We start from the raw sequence: 16,105 nt of genomic DNA on the forward strand, positions 1-16,105 counted from the left end.
TATTATCCATACATGGCAGCTGGCTCTCATTTAGACCATAGGCAGGTCAAACTCACAAAGCGTATTTTTCCTTAGTTAATATCCAGATCTGCTGTCAGCTCATAGTAATCACAAGGATGGGCCACAAGACCGGTTACATTTGACTGCATGATCATGCTCATTTTAAGATGAGAACAGAACACATAAGCGTTGTCGTCCAGAACGGTCTGCTGCATCTGAATTCCCAGTTCGGAACGTTTTTCCACATCAAATTCTTTTCCCATCTCTTTTGCAAGCTCTTCCAGCTTATCACTGTGATAATGTCCATTATTGGAAACAGAGTTATCCAGAGCACAGGTTGTGAAGAAATTCTCCGGATCTCCTGTTGGGGCTGTTACCATGGCACTTGCGTATACGTCCCACTGCGCAGGATCTTTGCGGATGGTATTGCTGTCAGATGTGCAGTTAACCTGAACATCCATACCAATCTCTTTCAGAGTTGCCTGGGCTGATTCTGCCAGCAGCGGAAGCTCCTGACGGCTTGGATAGGTAAGCCAGCGGATTACAAGCTTCTCGCCATCCTTTTCACGGATTCCGTCACCATCGGAATCAATCCAGCCTGCATCCTCCAGAACCTTTTTGGCTCCATCCGGATCATAGCTCTCTGTAGTCAGATTCTGTCCGCCAAATGAAAAAGTATCCGGGAATGCACCAACTGCCGGATATCCGTATCCATTCAGAAGTACGGATACGAAGCTCTCTTTGTCAATTCCCATGGCAATTGCCTTGCGGACTGCCGGATCAGAAGTTACCGTACTTTCAAAATTCATCCATGCATAGAATGCGCGGCTTGTTGCAGCACTGGAGAACGTAAAATCATCATTCTCAAATAAAGGATAGCTTGCATATGCCATACCATAGGCAGCATTGATTTCACCTGCCTGAAGTGCAAATGCCAGTGTATCTCCATCGGAAATGGTTCGAACCGTGATTTCATCCACATTTACATCCCCATTCCAGTAGTTTTCATTTTTTACAAGTGTAAGATGATCGTCCGTTACCAGATCTGTAGCCACATAAGGACCCGTGCCGATTACAATTCCATTGTCTGTAATTCCGGCCTGTACATCAATGATACAGCCATAGGGATCACTTAAATAGTTAATCAATGCCGGTTTCGGCTCTGTGGTCTTAATGGTAACCACATTTCCATCTGCCTCAATACTGTCAATGCAAAGGTCCCCCGCTGCTCTTTCATGATTTTCAACCAGAGACTCCAGGCTTTCCTTTACCGCCTGTCCATCACAGACACGCCCATTGGAAAATACAACACCATCGTTCAAAGTAATTTTCCAGGTCAGCTCATCTACATTTTCATATTCTTTGGCAATCCATGGTTCAATTTCCATGGTATCAGAATAGCGGAACAGGGTTTCGCCGACACCATAGCGGATGCAGGCCCAGCCGGCGTAGGTGTTCTGTGGATTGATATCCGCTTCTTCATTCTCCGCATTAAAGGTGGTATCACCAAATACAAATGTTTTCTTATCTTCCGCCATTGCGGGCACTGTAGTTAATCCCATTGTCATACAGACAGCCAGTGCAATTCCAAGAATCTTCTTTGTTTTCATTTACATTCCTCCTCGTGTTTATTCATACTCTTATATTTAACATGCTTTTTTCCAAAGCTTACATATTTCATTTCCGCTTTGACAGCACAAAAGAGTCCAAAATTGTGTTTTGGAAGCCGCGTATTTCAGCCTCTGACTGTCTCGCATCACTTGATCCGGCTATTCTTCGGATCCAGGTAATCCCGGACGGTATCTCCCAGCAGATTAAAAATAACCACCGATATAAAAATCGCAATTCCCGGCGACAGAACCACCCATGGATATGTCTGGATCATACTTCGTCCACCGCTCATCATGCTTCCCCACTCAGCCATTGGAATCTGCGCTCCAAGACCCAGAAAGGAAAGTCCTGCAAGCTCCATCATCATGGTTCCAATATCCAGCATAGCTGTTACCAGAACCGGTCCGATCATATTGGGAAGAACATGTCTAACAAGGATCTGAGCAGAGCTGTCCCCAGCCAATATCGCCGCATGGATGTAAGGTTCCTCTTTCAAAGCCAGTGTCTGACTTCTGGCTATACGTGAATACTTTGGCCAGCTGACCACTGCCAGCGCAATAATAGCATTTTGGATACCTCCCCCAAGAATGGCCGCGATCGCCATTGCAAACACCAGCCCTGGAAATGCCAGACAGACATCAGAAATTCTCATCATAACAGAATCCAGAATTCCGCCATAATAGCCACAGCATAATCCCACAATCGTACCAAAAATGGAAATCACAGCCACCAGTATAAAAGTGGAAAAAATACTGGCTCTTGCTCCGCTGATCACCCTGGACAGCATATCCCTGCCATAAGTATCTGTCCCCATTGGATGCTGAAGACTGGGTGCCTGAAGGGCGCTGGAAAGATCCTGGGCGTAAGGGTCATAAGGACAGAGATGGTCTGAAAAAACTGCCAGGACTACAAGACAGACAGCCAGAACGCTGAAAATTATCAGCTTTTGTTTTATATGGATCTTTCTAATCCTCTGCACACGCACGGTTACGTGCTTTCCATTATCTGTGCTTTGCCCATTTTTCAGCACTACACTTTCTTTTTGACATCTACCTTGTTCTTTCTTACCCATCTTTGCCAGTATTTTACTTTCCGTTTTCTTTTCTGGCACTTCGTCCATTTTTTTTACACTCACTGCTTCGCACCTCCCAGACGGATTCTCGGATCAAGGAACCGGTAAGACAGGTCTGTGAGCAGATTCACCAGCACATAAATGATCGCCATCCACATAACATACGCCTGAATAATGGGATAATCGCGCATGGAAATAGCATCTACTGCCAGTTTTCCAACACCGTCCCACATGAAGATGGACTCCACAATTGCCGTACCGCCAAGGAGGTTTCCCACTGACAGCATTAACAGGGTAATGACCGTAACCAGGGATGCTTTCATAATACTTTTCCATAAGGTAACAGAAAACTTCACCCCACGGGCACGGGCACCTGTTACATAATCCTTACTCAGCTCATCTAACACAGTAGCCCTTACCTGCCGCAGATATTTCGCAGACATGGCAATGGCCAGGGTTATGGCCGGCATTGCAACACTTTTCAGACTCACATCCTTGGCAATAACAGGGAAAATCCTGATCCGGATTGCAAGAAAATACATAAGCAAAAGTGATACAAAGAAATTAGGAAGACTGTTTCCTATAAAACTGCAGAAACGAATCAGGTAATCAGCAATTGTATTCTGCTTCACCGCAGACAAAATTCCCAAAGGAATCGAAATAATAATAGTAAGCAGAATGGAAGTAGCCGTAAGAAGCAAGGTTGCCGGCAGTTTTGATATAAAAGTATCAAAGACCGAAACTCCTGATACATAGCTGTTTCCCATATCTCCACGCAGCAGTTTTCCAAGCCATACAAAATACTGGGTTAAAAATGGCTTATCCAGCCCCAGCTCTTCTCTTGCCGCATCCAGTGCAGCTTCTGACACTACCCCTCCTGTATTCTCCATTTTCCGCGTTACAACATCACTTCCTGCAATACGCATCATTCCATAAGAAAGAAAAGTAATTGCAAACAGAATGGGAATCAGCTGAAGGATACGTTTGATTGCATATTTTTTCATTTAATTGTCTCCATTCCATACTGTACAAGTAGGTTTTTACTCATTCTTTCATCCCTTGGTGTAGTTTAGCAAAATAAAAAACAGCCTACAACCCGCCCAGGGGGTTATAAGCTATTCTTATTTGGAATATATTTTCAATTTTCAGGAATACCTTTTCTCTATTTATGCAGACCGGCACACGTTCCTTTAGCCGATTCTGCTTCCGTTTTTCTTTTATCCCTCTCATATTCAGCTGCCATTCTCCAGCTTCAATTTTTCCCTTAAAAATCCCAGCAATTCCTCCATCAGCTCATCCGTCTCGTCATTCTTTCTTCTGATGTATCCGAAAACCACCTTATTCTTTTTGAATTCCAGCGGAATGCCTTTGTTTGCTGCCTTTTTATCATTGGAAAGATAACTGCCGCTGATATTGCAAAGTCCGGTCTCTTTCAGCATCTTTTCCATAATGTAGTCGCTGTTTGTAATAATGGAAACATTCAGATTTTCCCAGCTGAACACACTACGTTTTTCTTTCTCTCCCAATTCCAGAAACTCATCACGGAAGTTCTGGATAAATCGGAAGTTCTTCATCGCTTCCATATTTACGGTCTGTGCATTCTCTCTGTCAGCTGCTTCCTGATCCAATATATTCAACTTTCCCGGATAAAATGTCGCCGTACTTTCCTGCATAACGGTAAAAACCAGCTTGTTTTTCGCCAGCTCATACTGGAATTCCTTTTTTTGCTGTTCCATCACGTATACAAAGCCAATGTCTGAAAGGTAATCACGCACACGTTCCATGACCGTGCGCACACCGGCTGTATAGATTTCAAAATGATAATCCTTGTCATAATTTTCCTTATAAAACTCCACAAACTGATTCGTAAACCAGGAACTGGGATTCAATGAAATCCGTAGATATTTTGCCATATTCCCATGGCTCATCTCTTCCAGTATCCGGGAATCATTTATAATCCTGCACGCATATCGGTATGCCTCCCGGCCTTTCGCCGTAAGCGCAATTCCTCTTGGCATACGCTCAAACAATACAATTCCCATTTCCTCCTCCAGCGCTTTGATTGCCTTGCTCACACTGGGCTGGGTTGTATAAAGCAGCTTGGCAGCCTCGCTGATAGAGCCAGTTTCAGCACACACTATAAAATATTTCAGTTGCTTCAGATCTAACATAGCTATTCCCTCTCTGGCGAAAGCTTCAGTCTTTTTACATCTGCTTTCGTTCTGTTTTTATGTTTCCTCATCTACATTCAGTGCAAATCTGCAAAAATCCCCTCCACTGACTGCAAGATCAATGTCACTCGTCCTTTTGAAATCTCCACGCGCCCTTGCCCCAAAGAGAATTATTAAGCCTCACTCCCACCAGATTTCTTTCTTCCACTTTACCATATCTTCCTATTAAGTCAAGCTGTGTACTTTCAATTTAAGCATGTTATAGTCATTTCCTATAGCCAGCTATCTTTATTCCATATTAGACAAGACCAGATTTCTATGCTATCATTCAATCCATATTAATCCTAGTTGCTAAATAGGAAACAAAATAAGAGGAGGATACAATTATGAGAAAAAGCATCTTGACTTTAGGAATTGCAGCAGTATTAACAGGAGTTCTGGCAACATGCAGCATGGCCTACGCAGCTGATGACGAGCTTGCACAGATTCAGGAATCAGGAAAACTGAAAGTCGGTGTGGAAGGAACCTATCCTCCATACACCTATCATGACGACAACGGAGAGCTTACCGGATTTGACGTGGAGGTAGCAAAGGCAATTGCAGACAAGCTTGGTGTGGAAGCAGATTTCACAGAATCTGACTGGGATTCCCTTCTTGCAGGAATCGACAGTGGACGTCTTGATACAGTTATCAATGCAGTAAGTATCACACCTGAGCGTGAAGAGAAATACGATTTCGCAGGACCATATTTCTACATCACACAGCAGATCGTAGTAGCCAAGGACAATGATGATATCGTAGATATGGCTTCCCTGGATGGCAAAAAAGTAGCAAACACTGCTACAACCGCTTACCTTGATATTCTGGAAGACGCCGGTGCATCTCTTGTACAGATCAGCACAGCTGACGAAGCGGTTTCCCTGATTGAATCCGGACGTGCCGACTTCACAACCTTTAACTCTGTTGTATTCAATGAATACCTTCAGCAGCACCCGGATGCAAATCTGAAAGTTGCTTTCGTAATCCCGGACGTTGTGGATACCTACGCTGTCCCGATCAAGAAAGGGGAAACAGCTTTATATGATGCAGTTCAGAACGCTATTGACGAACTGAAAGAAGACGGAACTTTAAGCAAGCTTTCTGAGGATTACTTCGGCACAGACTTCACACAGCCACAGGATGAAAATGCAGCAAATACAGACACCGCTTCTGAGGATGCAACAACAGAAAGCACTGATGAAAACTAATTACTTTTCCACAGCTGTTGTCCAGAACAACAGACAATCATCCAACAATTGAAAGTAAAAGGAAACAATTATGAGTGAACGTTTAGCAGGGATTCTGGTATCTTCTTTCACCAGAATCCTCATACCCGGAATAAAAGTTACAATCCCCCTTACCTTATTATCCTTTGTTTTTGGCTGCATCATCGCCCTTTTTCTGGCCCTGGTACAGATTGCCAATGTAAAAGGCCTGAAGCAGTTCGCAAGATTTTACATATGGGTCTTCCGCGGAACCCCACTTATTGTACAGCTATTCATCATCTTCTTTGGCCTGCCGTCTGTCGGAATTATCCTGGACGCTTTTCCATCCGCTGTGATTGCCTTTGCCCTGAACCTTGGCGCTTACAACGCTGAGATTTTCCGATCTGCAATCCAGGCGGTACCAGAAGGACAGACAGAAGCTGCTTATATGGTGGGTCTGAGTTACCGCCAGACCATGACCAGGATTGTAATGCCCCAGGCATTCCGAATCGCTTTTCCACCACTATTTAACTCACTGATCGGACTTACCAAGGACACTTCCCTTGCCTCCAGTATCACAGTTGTGGAGCTGTTCACCACCGCACAGCAGATTGCCGCCAGAACCTACGAGCCCTTCGCCCTGTACTGCGAGGCTGCTGTTATTTACCTTATGATCTGTACCGTACTTACATGGGTACAAAACTATTTTGAGAAAAAGCTGGTATGGAATGCTCCTGCGCCAGTGAAAGGAGAATAATCATGTCTTATATTTCAAAAATTGACCCGGAAACAGCAGGCGAAAAAGAGAAAGAAGTAATCAGGAACCATCTTGCACAAGGATACAGGCTCACTAATGAAAAGCTTACTCTTCTCCATAATGCAGAAGCCTTTAAAGCCATTGAAGACAGCTCCTACTCCCTCGACCGGGAACTGCAGAGACTGATTGGAAAAAGAGCTGGTGACTTCTTTGAATATGCAATTTCCGAAGAAAATGACTGCCTGATATGCAGTACTTATTTCAGAAAGCTTCTGAAAGATAATGGTATTGATTTCGACAATTTTCAATTTACAAAGAAGGAAGAATTACTTATTTCTTTTGGCCGCGCTCTTGCAAAAGATCCGAAAAACATTCCGGATGAAATCTATACTGAATTAAAAGAAGAATTCACAGAAGAAGAAATCGTAGTTATCACAGCTATGGGTGTGCTAATGGTTGCCAATAACTACTTTAATGATATTTTAAAGATCGAAGTATAATCAATGTCGCCTTCGGCAGCATCACCATATGTGAACAACTCGTATTTTATATCATTTACTACAGAAGAAAGACTTTTAAGCTTCTTCATAATACCCTGTTATCAATTACCAAATTTCTATATAAGAATGTGAGAAAAAAATATGCTGGAAGTAAAAAATATCCATAAAAAATTCGGATCAAACGAAGTATTAAAAGGTGTTGATTTCAAAGTTGAAAAAGGTTCTGTGATCGCAGTTCTAGGAAACAGCGGTTCTGGAAAGACAACCCTTCTCCGCTGTATCAGCTTTCTGGAGCAGGCAGATAAAGGAGAAATCACCTTCGATGATTTCCACAAAGATATCACTGCTGTTACCAGGAAAGAGATCCGGCAGTTACGAATGAAAATGGGCTTTGTCTTCCAGGGATACAATCTTTTCCGCAACAAAACAGCACTTGACAATGTACTGGAGGGTCTTACCATTGCCCGTAAGAATTCTCCGGAAGAAGCGAAGAAAAAAGCTATGGAAATGCTGGAAAAAGTAGGCATGGCAGACCGCGCCAACTTCTATCCGGACCAGCTTTCCGGTGGGCAGCAACAGCGTGTAGCTATCGCAAGAGCCATCGCCTACAATCCGGAAGTAGTTCTCTTCGACGAACCAACCTCCGCCCTTGACCCAAGACTTACCAGCGAGGTTCTGGATGTTATGAGAAAGCTTGCCGAAGAAGGAAGCACCATGGTCGTAGTCACCCACGAAATGGATTTTGCCAGAAAAGTTGCCAACTGGGTAGTCTACATGGAGGACGGTGTTATCGTAGAAGAGGGACCATCCAAAGAGTTCTTCTCACAGCCCAAGAGTGAGAAAACGATGGCATTCCTCCATATGACAAGTTCGGATTATGTGATTTGATAACTTTCTTTTATTTTGATATCCCTTTTTCCAAAAAATGTGCCTGGGAAATAAATTCCGGGCACATTTTTATGTCACCATATATTTTTCAGGCTTGTATAACTATGATACCTGCGGATTGTTTCGTCCGTTGCACTCCCATAACCTACTCAATTCGCATATCGTGAAGCATACGCTCCGCTTTTATGCTTTCTTTGCTGCAATGGCAAACATCGGAGTTGGATTATAAAATTCATCCTTCTCTTTATAAACCCGTCTGCTCAACCCCAGATCAATGGAAATCTGCTCCATTCCTGTTTTTCCAAGCTCTTCCACGTCCCAGGCAGGGCGGAGGTAAGAACTGATGGGCAGCTGACGTTTAATATCTTCGCACTCCTGCATCAGGGAATTTCCAAGCTGGTTGTGGGCGTGATTTTCCGGGAGATCGGAGGTTTCAGCAAAGTTTGTAGCACCGTAATTGGCGTCAAAATTCAGGAGAAGTCCACCTGATTTTAACACTCTTGTCCACTCCTTATAGGCCTGTGCTGCTTCCGGTAAAGTCCAGGTCAGATTTCGGGAAATGACTACATCGAAGCTTTCGTCCTGAAAGCTTAAATGCTCTGCATCCATCACCTGGAAGTCACAGCTTACCTGCTCTTCTTTGGCAAGAATCCGGGAGTTTGCAATCATGTCCGGAGTAAGATCTGTACCGGTTACATGGTGCCCCTGTTTTGCAAGAAGGATGGTAAAAAAGCCGGTTCCGCAGCCCACGTCTAAGATTCTAAGCTTACCATTATCAGTCTCTTTTTCCTTAATTTCTATGACTGCTTCTTTTTTTTCTTTGCTTTCATCCTCAATTACAGGTTCTGTATTTTTTCCGTTATTCAAATATTTTTTATCGGTAAGTTTCTGAGCTTTTTCTTCAGAACTTAACGCCTTTTGGGGCAGATATTTCTCAATTTCTTCCAGCCATCTACCAGCTAATGGACTATGTAATTCCGCTCTTCTCTGCTCCAGGAAACTGTCGCTTCGCTTTGTCCAGTAAGCTGCAATCTTCTCTTTTCGGTCGTCTTCCTCGTAGCTGATCCGACCGTAAGCTACCATCGGACCATCCTTAATCACCTGTAGGGAACCAGTCTGATACAGGATTACTCCGTCCCCATAGGAGGTACAGGTTTCCAGAATATTATCCTCGTAATCCTTTACATATCCAAGGATTTCTCCTTCTGTAAACAGGTCTCCTGCCTTCTTCTGGGGATACCAGAGTCCCGTATAAGAGGCGGATTGATACTGCACATCCGTTACGTTTAATGGATAATATTTCCGCATACTTCTATGTCCGTCATAAATACCGAGGAACCGTAAAATACTGCGTACATCCCGCTTCATAGAACGCACTTCCTCTGTCTCCCAGGCTCCCATTCCGCCCCGTTCCAGAAGCACGGAAGGGATGCCGCAGGATGCTGCATAATTATAGCTTCCACCAGACGATACCTCAGATTTTACCATGTAAGGAACATCCACCTGCTCTGCCATCTGACGGGAAATTTTCATCACTTCCGGGGCTGCTTTACCTGCATAATACACATAAGGAGTCAGCTTCTCATAGTCGTCACCGCTGTGAAGATCAATGTAATAATCTGCCACTTTCTGCAGTTCTTCTACCACTGCTGAAGCCAGTCTTTCATACTTTGTACCATCTTTTTTTCCTGGAAAAACCCGGTTCAGATTCTCGCCGGTTGCTCTGCAAAGAGAACCGTGACGGTTCTCAAATTCCTCTTTCGCCACTACCTTTACAATAATTACCGTTCCGGTCATTTTCTCAATTTTCAAATCTCTTCCAAGCTCTACTGCACTCTGGATTCCCACATATTCTCCTGCATGAATACCAGCTGTGATAAGAGCTGTTTTCCCTGGTGCTTCTCCCCTTATAATGGTTGCAGGAAGAGAAAATTCACCATTTCCAATGGAAACAAAACCATGGACACGCTGCCCTGGTGCCACACTTGAGCCACCTATATTTATTATTTCACTCATTATTTTCTACCTTTTCCAATAATCTCTTTACAAATAATTTTCCTTACAATCCAATAAAAACTTATCTTATTTTTCAAATACTCTAATACTTCATTCTTACAACCAATACCGCTTTACTTCTCTTTAAATTCGTACAAATTTCTGTATATCTCTGATAATATCTTTTTCTATTTTACAGCCTCCACCATAAACATGGGTGTAGATCCATAATTCAGCTTCTCTTCCTCGCTCCACACCTGCTGCCATATATCCTCATTCACCTGAATCTGCGCTGCTCCAAGCGCTTCCAGTACCTTCACATCCCATCCCGGACGCTTGGTCTCAGACAGTGGAACCTGCATCGCAATTTTCTCCATTCGATCAATATCTGTGCACAGATAATGGTCATCCAGGCTTCCTTTTTCCACATTTTTGCGGTCGTTCTCGTAAGCCTCACGCTTCTTATCATCATAGAGATATCCATACCAGTTGGCATCAAAATTCAAAAGCTTTCCACCTTTTTTCAGAACCCGAAGCCACTCTTTATAAGCCATTTCCGGATGGGGCAGATTCCAGGTCAGGTTTCTGGAAATGATCACGTCAAAGCTCTCATCTTCAAACTCCAATGCCTGGGCATCCATTCTTTTAAATTCAATATTCCGGCTCTTTTCTCCGATAAATTTCACAGCATTTTCTGCAGCCTTTTCCAGCATTCCCGGAGTGTAATCTATGGCTGTTACATGATATCCTGCTTCCGCAAGAATCATAGGGAAAAAGCCTGGACCTGTGCCGATATCCAGAATTCTCAGGTGGTCCTTATATTTGTCTGTATGTTGTTTTTCGGAAAATTCTTCTTCGAAAACTTCTTTTTCCACAGAATTGTTTTCTGAATCCTCATTTTTCCCAGACCTTTTTCCAAAAAATCCGCGTTCCAGAGTCTCCAGCCATGCCCTTTTCTGCATCCCATTCAACTCTTTTTCATTCACCTCAGAATACCCCTCCGTCCGGGTACTCCAGTAACTCTCTATTTCGTCCAGTAATTTATCCACTTGTAATTCCTCCGCATTAAACTCTAATGTTAAAATTTTATCAAAACCAGTTTTCTTCCGCAAGCCCCCCGGGGGGATGGAACTCTATATAAAAAAGCAGACAAATCTGTATCTCTACAAACTCGCCTGCTCTCTTTTCTTTTTTCCTAAAAGGGAATTTCAACTATTACAAATGCTTCTCCAACAATACCAGCTGCACATCCGGTATCCCGTTAAATTCTGTAGGCACAATCCCGATTTCCTTATATCCAAGCTTCTTATACAGCCCTCTTGCAGCGGCATTTCTTGCATTAGTATCCATCCGAAGTTCCGGACAGCCGTGACTTAAAGCGTAATCCTCATAGAACTTTACAAACTTCTTGCCATAGCCTTTTCCAGATGTGGAGGGGGAAACTACCAGAGTGTGAAGGACGCAGACCTCCTCATCCCTGGCTGAAAATTCCCAAGCGCCCTCTGCATAAGAATCCACCTGCGCTTTATTGATTCTGGCCGCTCCCAGGATCTCCCCTGCATCCTCCAGAACAAACAAGTCATTGGCATCTAATGCAGCCTGTGCCGTAGCTCTTGTAGGATACACGCCACGGATCCAGCCAATGGTCTGCTGACCTGTTTCTTCTGCCGTATGAATGTCATTGTAAAGCTGTTCCACTGACGCAAGGTCAGCCTGCGTTCCCTTTCGAATTATCATTTTCTGTCACTCTCCTTATGCAAAATATAATGTTTTTCTTCGTCTCGTAAAAAGCCCTATCTGCTTCTTTTTAATACTGTTCATAGCTGTCAGGCTCCTGGATATATCTGGGATTTCATGATCATACTGGCTGTATTTTTTCAGCCGCAATTTCATCAATTCTCACAAGCTCTTCCTCCGTAAATGGTGCACAGTGGATTGCTTTTATGTTATCAAGGATCTGCTGTGGTCGTGATGCTCCAATGAGTACACTGGTCACCTCCTGCTGTGCAAGCAGCCAGCCAAGAGCCATCTCCGAAAGCTTCTCGCCACGCCCTGCAGCCATATCATTCAGCTCCCGGATCTGTAGCACACGCTCTGGAGTCAGATTGCTTTCCTTCAAAAATCTGCCATCGGTACGAATTCTACTGTCCTCCGGAATGCCATTAAGATAGCGGTCTGTAAGCTGTCCCTGTGCAAGAGGACTGAAAGTGATCAGACCTTTTTTCAGAATTCCTGTGGTCTTTTTTAGTCCATTTTTCTCCACAGTTCTGTCAAAAATAGAATAACGATTCTGATTAATTACAAAAGGACAATGCATTTCCTGCAAAATCGACGTTGCCTGTGAAAGTGTTTTTCCATCGTAATTGGAAAGTCCCACATACAGGGCTTTTCCGCTCTGCACTGCACTGGCCAGCGCTCCCATGGTCTCTTCCAGAGGGGTCTCCGGGTCCATTCTATGATGGTAAAGAATATCTACATATTCCAGTCCCATACGCTTCAGGCTCTGGTCAAGACTTGCCAGAAGATACTTGCGGCTGCCCCAGTTCCCATAAGGACCATCCCACATTTCATATCCTGCCTTGGTAGTAATGATCAGCTCGTCCCTGTATTTTCCCAGATCTTCTTTCAGAATCCTGCCGAAATTAATCTCTGCACTCCCCGGCTCCGGTCCATAATTATTGGCCAGATCAAACTGGGTAATTCCATTGTCAAAAGCAGTAAAGCACAGCTGTCTCATATTCTCAAAATTCGCTGTATCTCCGAAATTATGCCACAATCCCAGTGACACCTTCGGCAGCATAAGTCCGCTGTCACCACAACGGTTGTATTCCATTATGGTGTAACGTTCCTTTGAAGCAATGTACATAATAAAAACCTCCCTGAAAACGATAATTAGTTTTAGTATACTACCCGGAAAATAATTTGTCATTGGAAAATATGACTGTTTATGGTATTACTGTTCGGAACGTGTTACTGTTCACTGGTAATATTCCGCGAGGTGTTTTTGAGAACAAAGTTCACAGAAAACCCGAGAATTAAGTTTGCGCAGCAAACGCTACTTCTTGTGCTTGTCACAAGAAGGTTCGTCTTTCTGTGCATTGCGAAGCGCGTTACTGGTCACGGAGTGAACAGTAACCGGAACGTTACCAATAAGCAATAACAAACAACTGGCAGATTGTTGACTACAAACCGCAACACAGAATTGAACAGCAGGGATTATTTCAAAAAAATAATTGCCCCAAACGGTAAACTATGGTATTCTATAGGTATTATACTTGTACTGCTACACAAGCAAGAAATTGAGGTGATTTATCGTGAAATCTAATGAATCTGCTGAGAACTATCTGGAGACCATTCTTATTCTCAGCAAAAAGAAACCTGTTGTGCGTTCCGTTGATATTGCTGATGAACTTGGATTTAAGAAGTCAAGCGTCAGTGTTGCTATGAAGAACCTTCGTGAAAAGAACCATATCACTGTCACTCCAGAAGGATATATTTATCTTACCGAATCCGGACAGAAGATTGCAGATATGATTTATGAGCGACATGAATTTTTATCCTCCTGGCTGATCAGTCTGGGTGTTGATCCGGAAACTGCAACCTCCGATGCATGCCGTATCGAGCATGTCATCAGTCCAGAGAGCTTTACCGCTATCAAGGGGCATCTCTCTCCTGGTAAATAAATTATACGCATTGCGTTTTTGCATTGCATTTTCTTACAATTACAGAAGCTCATTGACTGCTGTACGCAGCAATCATAAAGACCTGTACTCCAGATAAAACCAATGACAAGGTTCCATCATTGTAAAATTTTATCCGGATACAGGTCTTTTTTATTTATATACTTTTCCTTATTTCACCAGATAATATCTGGCAGAAAATGGTCCCATTTTAAATACTGCTTTTCCGCCTGTAATTACCTTTTCTTTTTTCGTGTAGCGCTTTTTACCGCCATATTTCACCATATCACTTGCAAGGAGAAGCTCATATCCGTCATAATCTTTTTCCAAAGTATATTCCTGGATTTCGTCGGAGAAATTGAACACAGCCAAAATTTTCTGATCCCCACTGATTCTTTCAAACAGATACATGCACTTCTGCTCCTGATGGCAATCCACCCATGAGAAACCATCCTGGCTGAAATCTCTCTGGGAAAAAGCACTGTTCTTCAGATAGCATTGGTTCAGATCTGCCATGAATTTATGAAATGCTTCATGAACAGGGAATTTCAGCAAAATCCAGTCCAACTCATCCTTTTCGCACCATTCTTTCAGCTGTGCCAGCTCATTTCCCATGAAATTCAGCTTTGCACCCGGGTGCGCATACATATACATATAGAAAGCTCTTGCCTGTGGAAATTTCCCATCATAACCACCGTTCATCTTCTGGGCGATGGTTGCCTTTCCGTGGACAACCTCATCATGGGACAGCGGCAGGATATAGCGCTCATTGTAAAAATACATCATAGAGAATGTCAGCTTGTGATATTTTTCCTGTCTTTCTTTTGCATCTGCCTGAAAATAAGACAGAGTATCATGCATCCATCCAAGATCCCATTTGTAATCAAATCCAAGTCCGCCCTCCCATACCGGCTTTGTCACACCCTGATATGGAGTGGAATCCTCGGCAAAAAGGAGGCAGTCAGGGATTCTTTCCTTTAAGCCCTGATTCATGGTACGGATAAATTTCAGAGCTGCCAGGTTTTCTCCACGGCTTGCGTCCCCCTGCCAGTAAATCAGATTTCCTACTGCGTCCATGCGAAGGCCATCGAAATGGAATTCATTCATCCAGTAATAGGCAGAGGACTGCAGAAAACTGCAAACTTCTCCTCTGGAATGCATAAAATTGCAGCTTCCCCATTCGTTGCGGCCAACTGCCATGTTTGGATATTCATAAAGGGCTGTTCCGTCATATTCTGCCAACGCATAATCATTCACTGCAAAATGCACTGGAACAAAATCCAGAATGACCCCAATTCCAGCCTGGTGGCACTGGTCTACAAATGCTTTCAATTCTTCCGGCTTGCCATAGCGGGAGGTTGGACTGAAATATCCTGTATCCTGATATCCCCAGGATTCGTCGCATGGGTACTCACAGAGAGGCATGATCTCCACATAATTATAGCCGTGTTCCTTCAAATAGGTGATAAGGATCGGTGCCAGTTCCTCATAGGTGTACCAGTCTTCCTGTCCTTCGCCTCGTTTTTTCCAGGAGCCAAAATGCATTTCATAAATGTTTACTGGTTTGTCGTAGCTTGCTTTGCGGTTTTTCAGCCATTTGCTGTCGCCAAATTCATAACCGCCAAGAGCATAGGTCTTTGAAGCAGTGCCTGGACGCATCTCGCTATAAAAAGCATAGGGGTCTGCGTGGTCCACGAAGGAGCCGTCCTGACGGTAAATTCTGTATTTATACATCAGGTCAGAGCCTACATTATTCATGGTGCATTCCCAGAAATTGCCATCATGAACGCGGTTCATAGGAGTCTCTGTCCAGCCGTTGAACTCACCAATTACAGATACTCGCTGCGCTGCCGGGGCAAATGTACGGAAGGTGGTTCCGCCATCCCATACGTGAGCACCAAGGTACTGATATGCTTCAAATTCTTTTCCTGTATAAAAGTTGTAAAAATCCATGTTTTTGCTCTCCCATTCATTATAAAAAGATATTAGACAGTAGTTGTTTTTCTCTGTATAATAAGTATAATTGTGTAAATAAAAAATTGCTACCGACGAAAAAAGACATTAGTTGGATTTCCAACGTTTTTTGAAATGTGTCGGATTTCTTTATAACCTATTTAGTGTGTTGAAAGTTGTTCAAGGCGGACGCACTCGGACAATGGTGATTGCTCACTCGCCGGCGCAACGCTC

Annotated in this window: 15 protein-coding genes; 5 read left to right on the forward strand and 10 right to left on the reverse strand. The window is 43.5% G+C overall.

The genetic code is table 11. The features are described from left to right. Window positions 1-71: 71 nt before the first annotated feature. From AB5706_RS15670 to AB5706_RS15690, 5 genes are all read right to left on the reverse strand, one after another. The gene (locus AB5706_RS15670) at window positions 72-1,610 is read right to left on the reverse strand and encodes an ABC transporter substrate-binding protein (RefSeq protein ID WP_195982578.1); all 1,539 of its coding nucleotides are present in this window, start codon (window positions 1,608-1,610) and stop codon (window positions 72-74) included. 146 nt (window positions 1,611-1,756) lie between these two features. Further along, entirely contained in the window at window positions 1,757-2,746 is a 990-nt protein-coding gene (gene nikC, locus AB5706_RS15675) for a nickel transporter permease (protein WP_226814808.1), read from the reverse strand. Further along, the gene (gene nikB, locus AB5706_RS15680; protein ID WP_148461106.1) at window positions 2,743-3,687 is read right to left on the reverse strand and encodes a nickel ABC transporter permease; all 945 of its coding nucleotides are present in this window, start codon (window positions 3,685-3,687) and stop codon (window positions 2,743-2,745) included. Before nikB ends, nikC begins: the two co-directional genes overlap by 4 nt. A 228-nt stretch (window positions 3,688-3,915) precedes the next feature. Continuing rightward, entirely contained in the window at window positions 3,916-4,854 is a 939-nt protein-coding gene (locus tag AB5706_RS15685; protein ID WP_148461105.1) for a LysR family transcriptional regulator, read from the reverse strand. Between the two features lie 57 nt (window positions 4,855-4,911). Next, complete coding sequence (locus AB5706_RS15690) at window positions 4,912-5,028, reverse strand: nucleotidyltransferase domain-containing protein (RefSeq protein ID WP_148461323.1); 117 nt, start codon at window positions 5,026-5,028, stop codon at window positions 4,912-4,914. Between the two features lie 212 nt (window positions 5,029-5,240). On the opposite strand from AB5706_RS15690, the gene AB5706_RS15695 reads away from it, so the two are divergent. The 4 genes from AB5706_RS15695 to AB5706_RS15710 all read left to right on the forward strand — a co-directional run bounded on the left by AB5706_RS15695 (window position 5,241) and on the right by AB5706_RS15710 (window position 8,243). Further along, window positions 5,241-6,101 (forward strand): transporter substrate-binding domain-containing protein, encoded by an 861-nt coding sequence (locus tag AB5706_RS15695; RefSeq protein WP_148461104.1) that lies wholly within the window; start codon window positions 5,241-5,243, stop codon window positions 6,099-6,101. A gap of 70 nt (window positions 6,102-6,171) precedes the next feature. Beyond that, a complete protein-coding gene (locus AB5706_RS15700) occupies window positions 6,172-6,855 on the forward strand; it encodes an amino acid ABC transporter permease (RefSeq protein WP_148461103.1) in 684 nt (227 codons plus the stop codon). 2 nt (window positions 6,856-6,857) lie between these two features. Next, the gene (locus tag AB5706_RS15705; protein WP_195589689.1) at window positions 6,858-7,355 is read left to right on the forward strand and encodes a carboxymuconolactone decarboxylase family protein; all 498 of its coding nucleotides are present in this window, start codon (window positions 6,858-6,860) and stop codon (window positions 7,353-7,355) included. Between the two features lie 141 nt (window positions 7,356-7,496). Further along, window positions 7,497-8,243 carry an amino acid ABC transporter ATP-binding protein gene (locus AB5706_RS15710; protein ID WP_148461101.1) on the forward strand — a complete coding sequence of 249 codons (747 nt, stop codon included), beginning with the start codon at window positions 7,497-7,499 and terminating at the stop codon, window positions 8,241-8,243. 183 nt (window positions 8,244-8,426) lie between these two features. Here AB5706_RS15710 and AB5706_RS15715 read toward each other — a convergent pair whose 3' ends face one another. The 4 genes from AB5706_RS15715 to AB5706_RS15730 form a co-directional block, all read right to left on the reverse strand. Continuing rightward, window positions 8,427-10,259 (reverse strand): methyltransferase domain-containing protein, encoded by a 1,833-nt coding sequence (locus AB5706_RS15715; protein WP_243271340.1) that lies wholly within the window; start codon window positions 10,257-10,259, stop codon window positions 8,427-8,429. Between the two features lie 167 nt (window positions 10,260-10,426). After that, window positions 10,427-11,287 carry a class I SAM-dependent methyltransferase gene (locus AB5706_RS15720; protein WP_272092132.1) on the reverse strand — a complete coding sequence of 287 codons (861 nt, stop codon included), beginning with the start codon at window positions 11,285-11,287 and terminating at the stop codon, window positions 10,427-10,429. A gap of 166 nt (window positions 11,288-11,453) precedes the next feature. Continuing rightward, the gene (locus AB5706_RS15725) at window positions 11,454-11,975 is read right to left on the reverse strand and encodes a GNAT family N-acetyltransferase (RefSeq protein WP_173734836.1); all 522 of its coding nucleotides are present in this window, start codon (window positions 11,973-11,975) and stop codon (window positions 11,454-11,456) included. A 121-nt stretch (window positions 11,976-12,096) separates the two neighbouring features. After that, window positions 12,097-13,104, reverse strand: a complete 1,008-nt coding sequence (locus AB5706_RS15730; RefSeq protein ID WP_368366190.1) for an aldo/keto reductase — start codon at window positions 13,102-13,104, stop codon at window positions 12,097-12,099. A 448-nt stretch (window positions 13,105-13,552) separates the two neighbouring features. Between AB5706_RS15730 and AB5706_RS15735 the strand changes: the two genes are divergently transcribed. After that, on the forward strand, window positions 13,553-13,921 hold the full coding sequence (locus AB5706_RS15735) for a metal-dependent transcriptional regulator (protein WP_368366191.1): 369 nt from the start codon (window positions 13,553-13,555) through the stop codon (window positions 13,919-13,921). A 168-nt stretch (window positions 13,922-14,089) separates the two neighbouring features. On the opposite strand, the gene glgB is transcribed toward AB5706_RS15735, so the two are convergent. After that, window positions 14,090-15,871 carry a 1,4-alpha-glucan branching protein GlgB gene (gene glgB, locus AB5706_RS15740; RefSeq protein WP_173734835.1) on the reverse strand — a complete coding sequence of 594 codons (1,782 nt, stop codon included), beginning with the start codon at window positions 15,869-15,871 and terminating at the stop codon, window positions 14,090-14,092. Window positions 15,872-16,105: the final 234 nt, after the last annotated feature.

It is taken from the genome of Ruminococcus sp. RTP21484sp1_RTP21277st1_D2_RTP21277_210401 (assembly GCF_040924225.1).
Taxonomy (GTDB): Bacteria; Bacillota; Clostridia; order Lachnospirales; family Lachnospiraceae; genus Blautia_A; species Blautia_A faecis.

What these genes read in the sequence shown, in the direction of transcription:
- AB5706_RS15670 (WP_195982578.1), bottom strand. Translation starts at nt 1,610, where the DNA reads ATGAAAACAAAGAAGATTCTTGGAATTGCACTGGCTGTCTGTATGACA.
- nikB (WP_148461106.1), bottom strand. Translation starts at nt 3,687, where the DNA reads ATGAAAAAATATGCAATCAAACGTATCCTTCAGCTGATTCCCATTCTG.
- AB5706_RS15685 (WP_148461105.1), bottom strand. Translation starts at nt 4,854, where the DNA reads ATGTTAGATCTGAAGCAACTGAAATATTTTATAGTGTGTGCTGAAACT.
- AB5706_RS15695 (WP_148461104.1), top strand. Translation starts at nt 5,241, where the DNA reads ATGAGAAAAAGCATCTTGACTTTAGGAATTGCAGCAGTATTAACAGGA.
- AB5706_RS15700 (WP_148461103.1), top strand. Translation starts at nt 6,172, where the DNA reads ATGAGTGAACGTTTAGCAGGGATTCTGGTATCTTCTTTCACCAGAATC.
- AB5706_RS15705 (WP_195589689.1), top strand. Translation starts at nt 6,858, where the DNA reads ATGTCTTATATTTCAAAAATTGACCCGGAAACAGCAGGCGAAAAAGAG.
- AB5706_RS15710 (WP_148461101.1), top strand. Translation starts at nt 7,497, where the DNA reads ATGCTGGAAGTAAAAAATATCCATAAAAAATTCGGATCAAACGAAGTA.
- AB5706_RS15715 (WP_243271340.1), bottom strand. Translation starts at nt 10,259, where the DNA reads ATGAGTGAAATAATAAATATAGGTGGCTCAAGTGTGGCACCAGGGCAG.
- AB5706_RS15725 (WP_173734836.1), bottom strand. Translation starts at nt 11,975, where the DNA reads ATGATAATTCGAAAGGGAACGCAGGCTGACCTTGCGTCAGTGGAACAG.
- AB5706_RS15730 (WP_368366190.1), bottom strand. Translation starts at nt 13,104, where the DNA reads ATGTACATTGCTTCAAAGGAACGTTACACCATAATGGAATACAACCGT.
- glgB (WP_173734835.1), bottom strand. Translation starts at nt 15,871, where the DNA reads ATGGATTTTTACAACTTTTATACAGGAAAAGAATTTGAAGCATATCAG.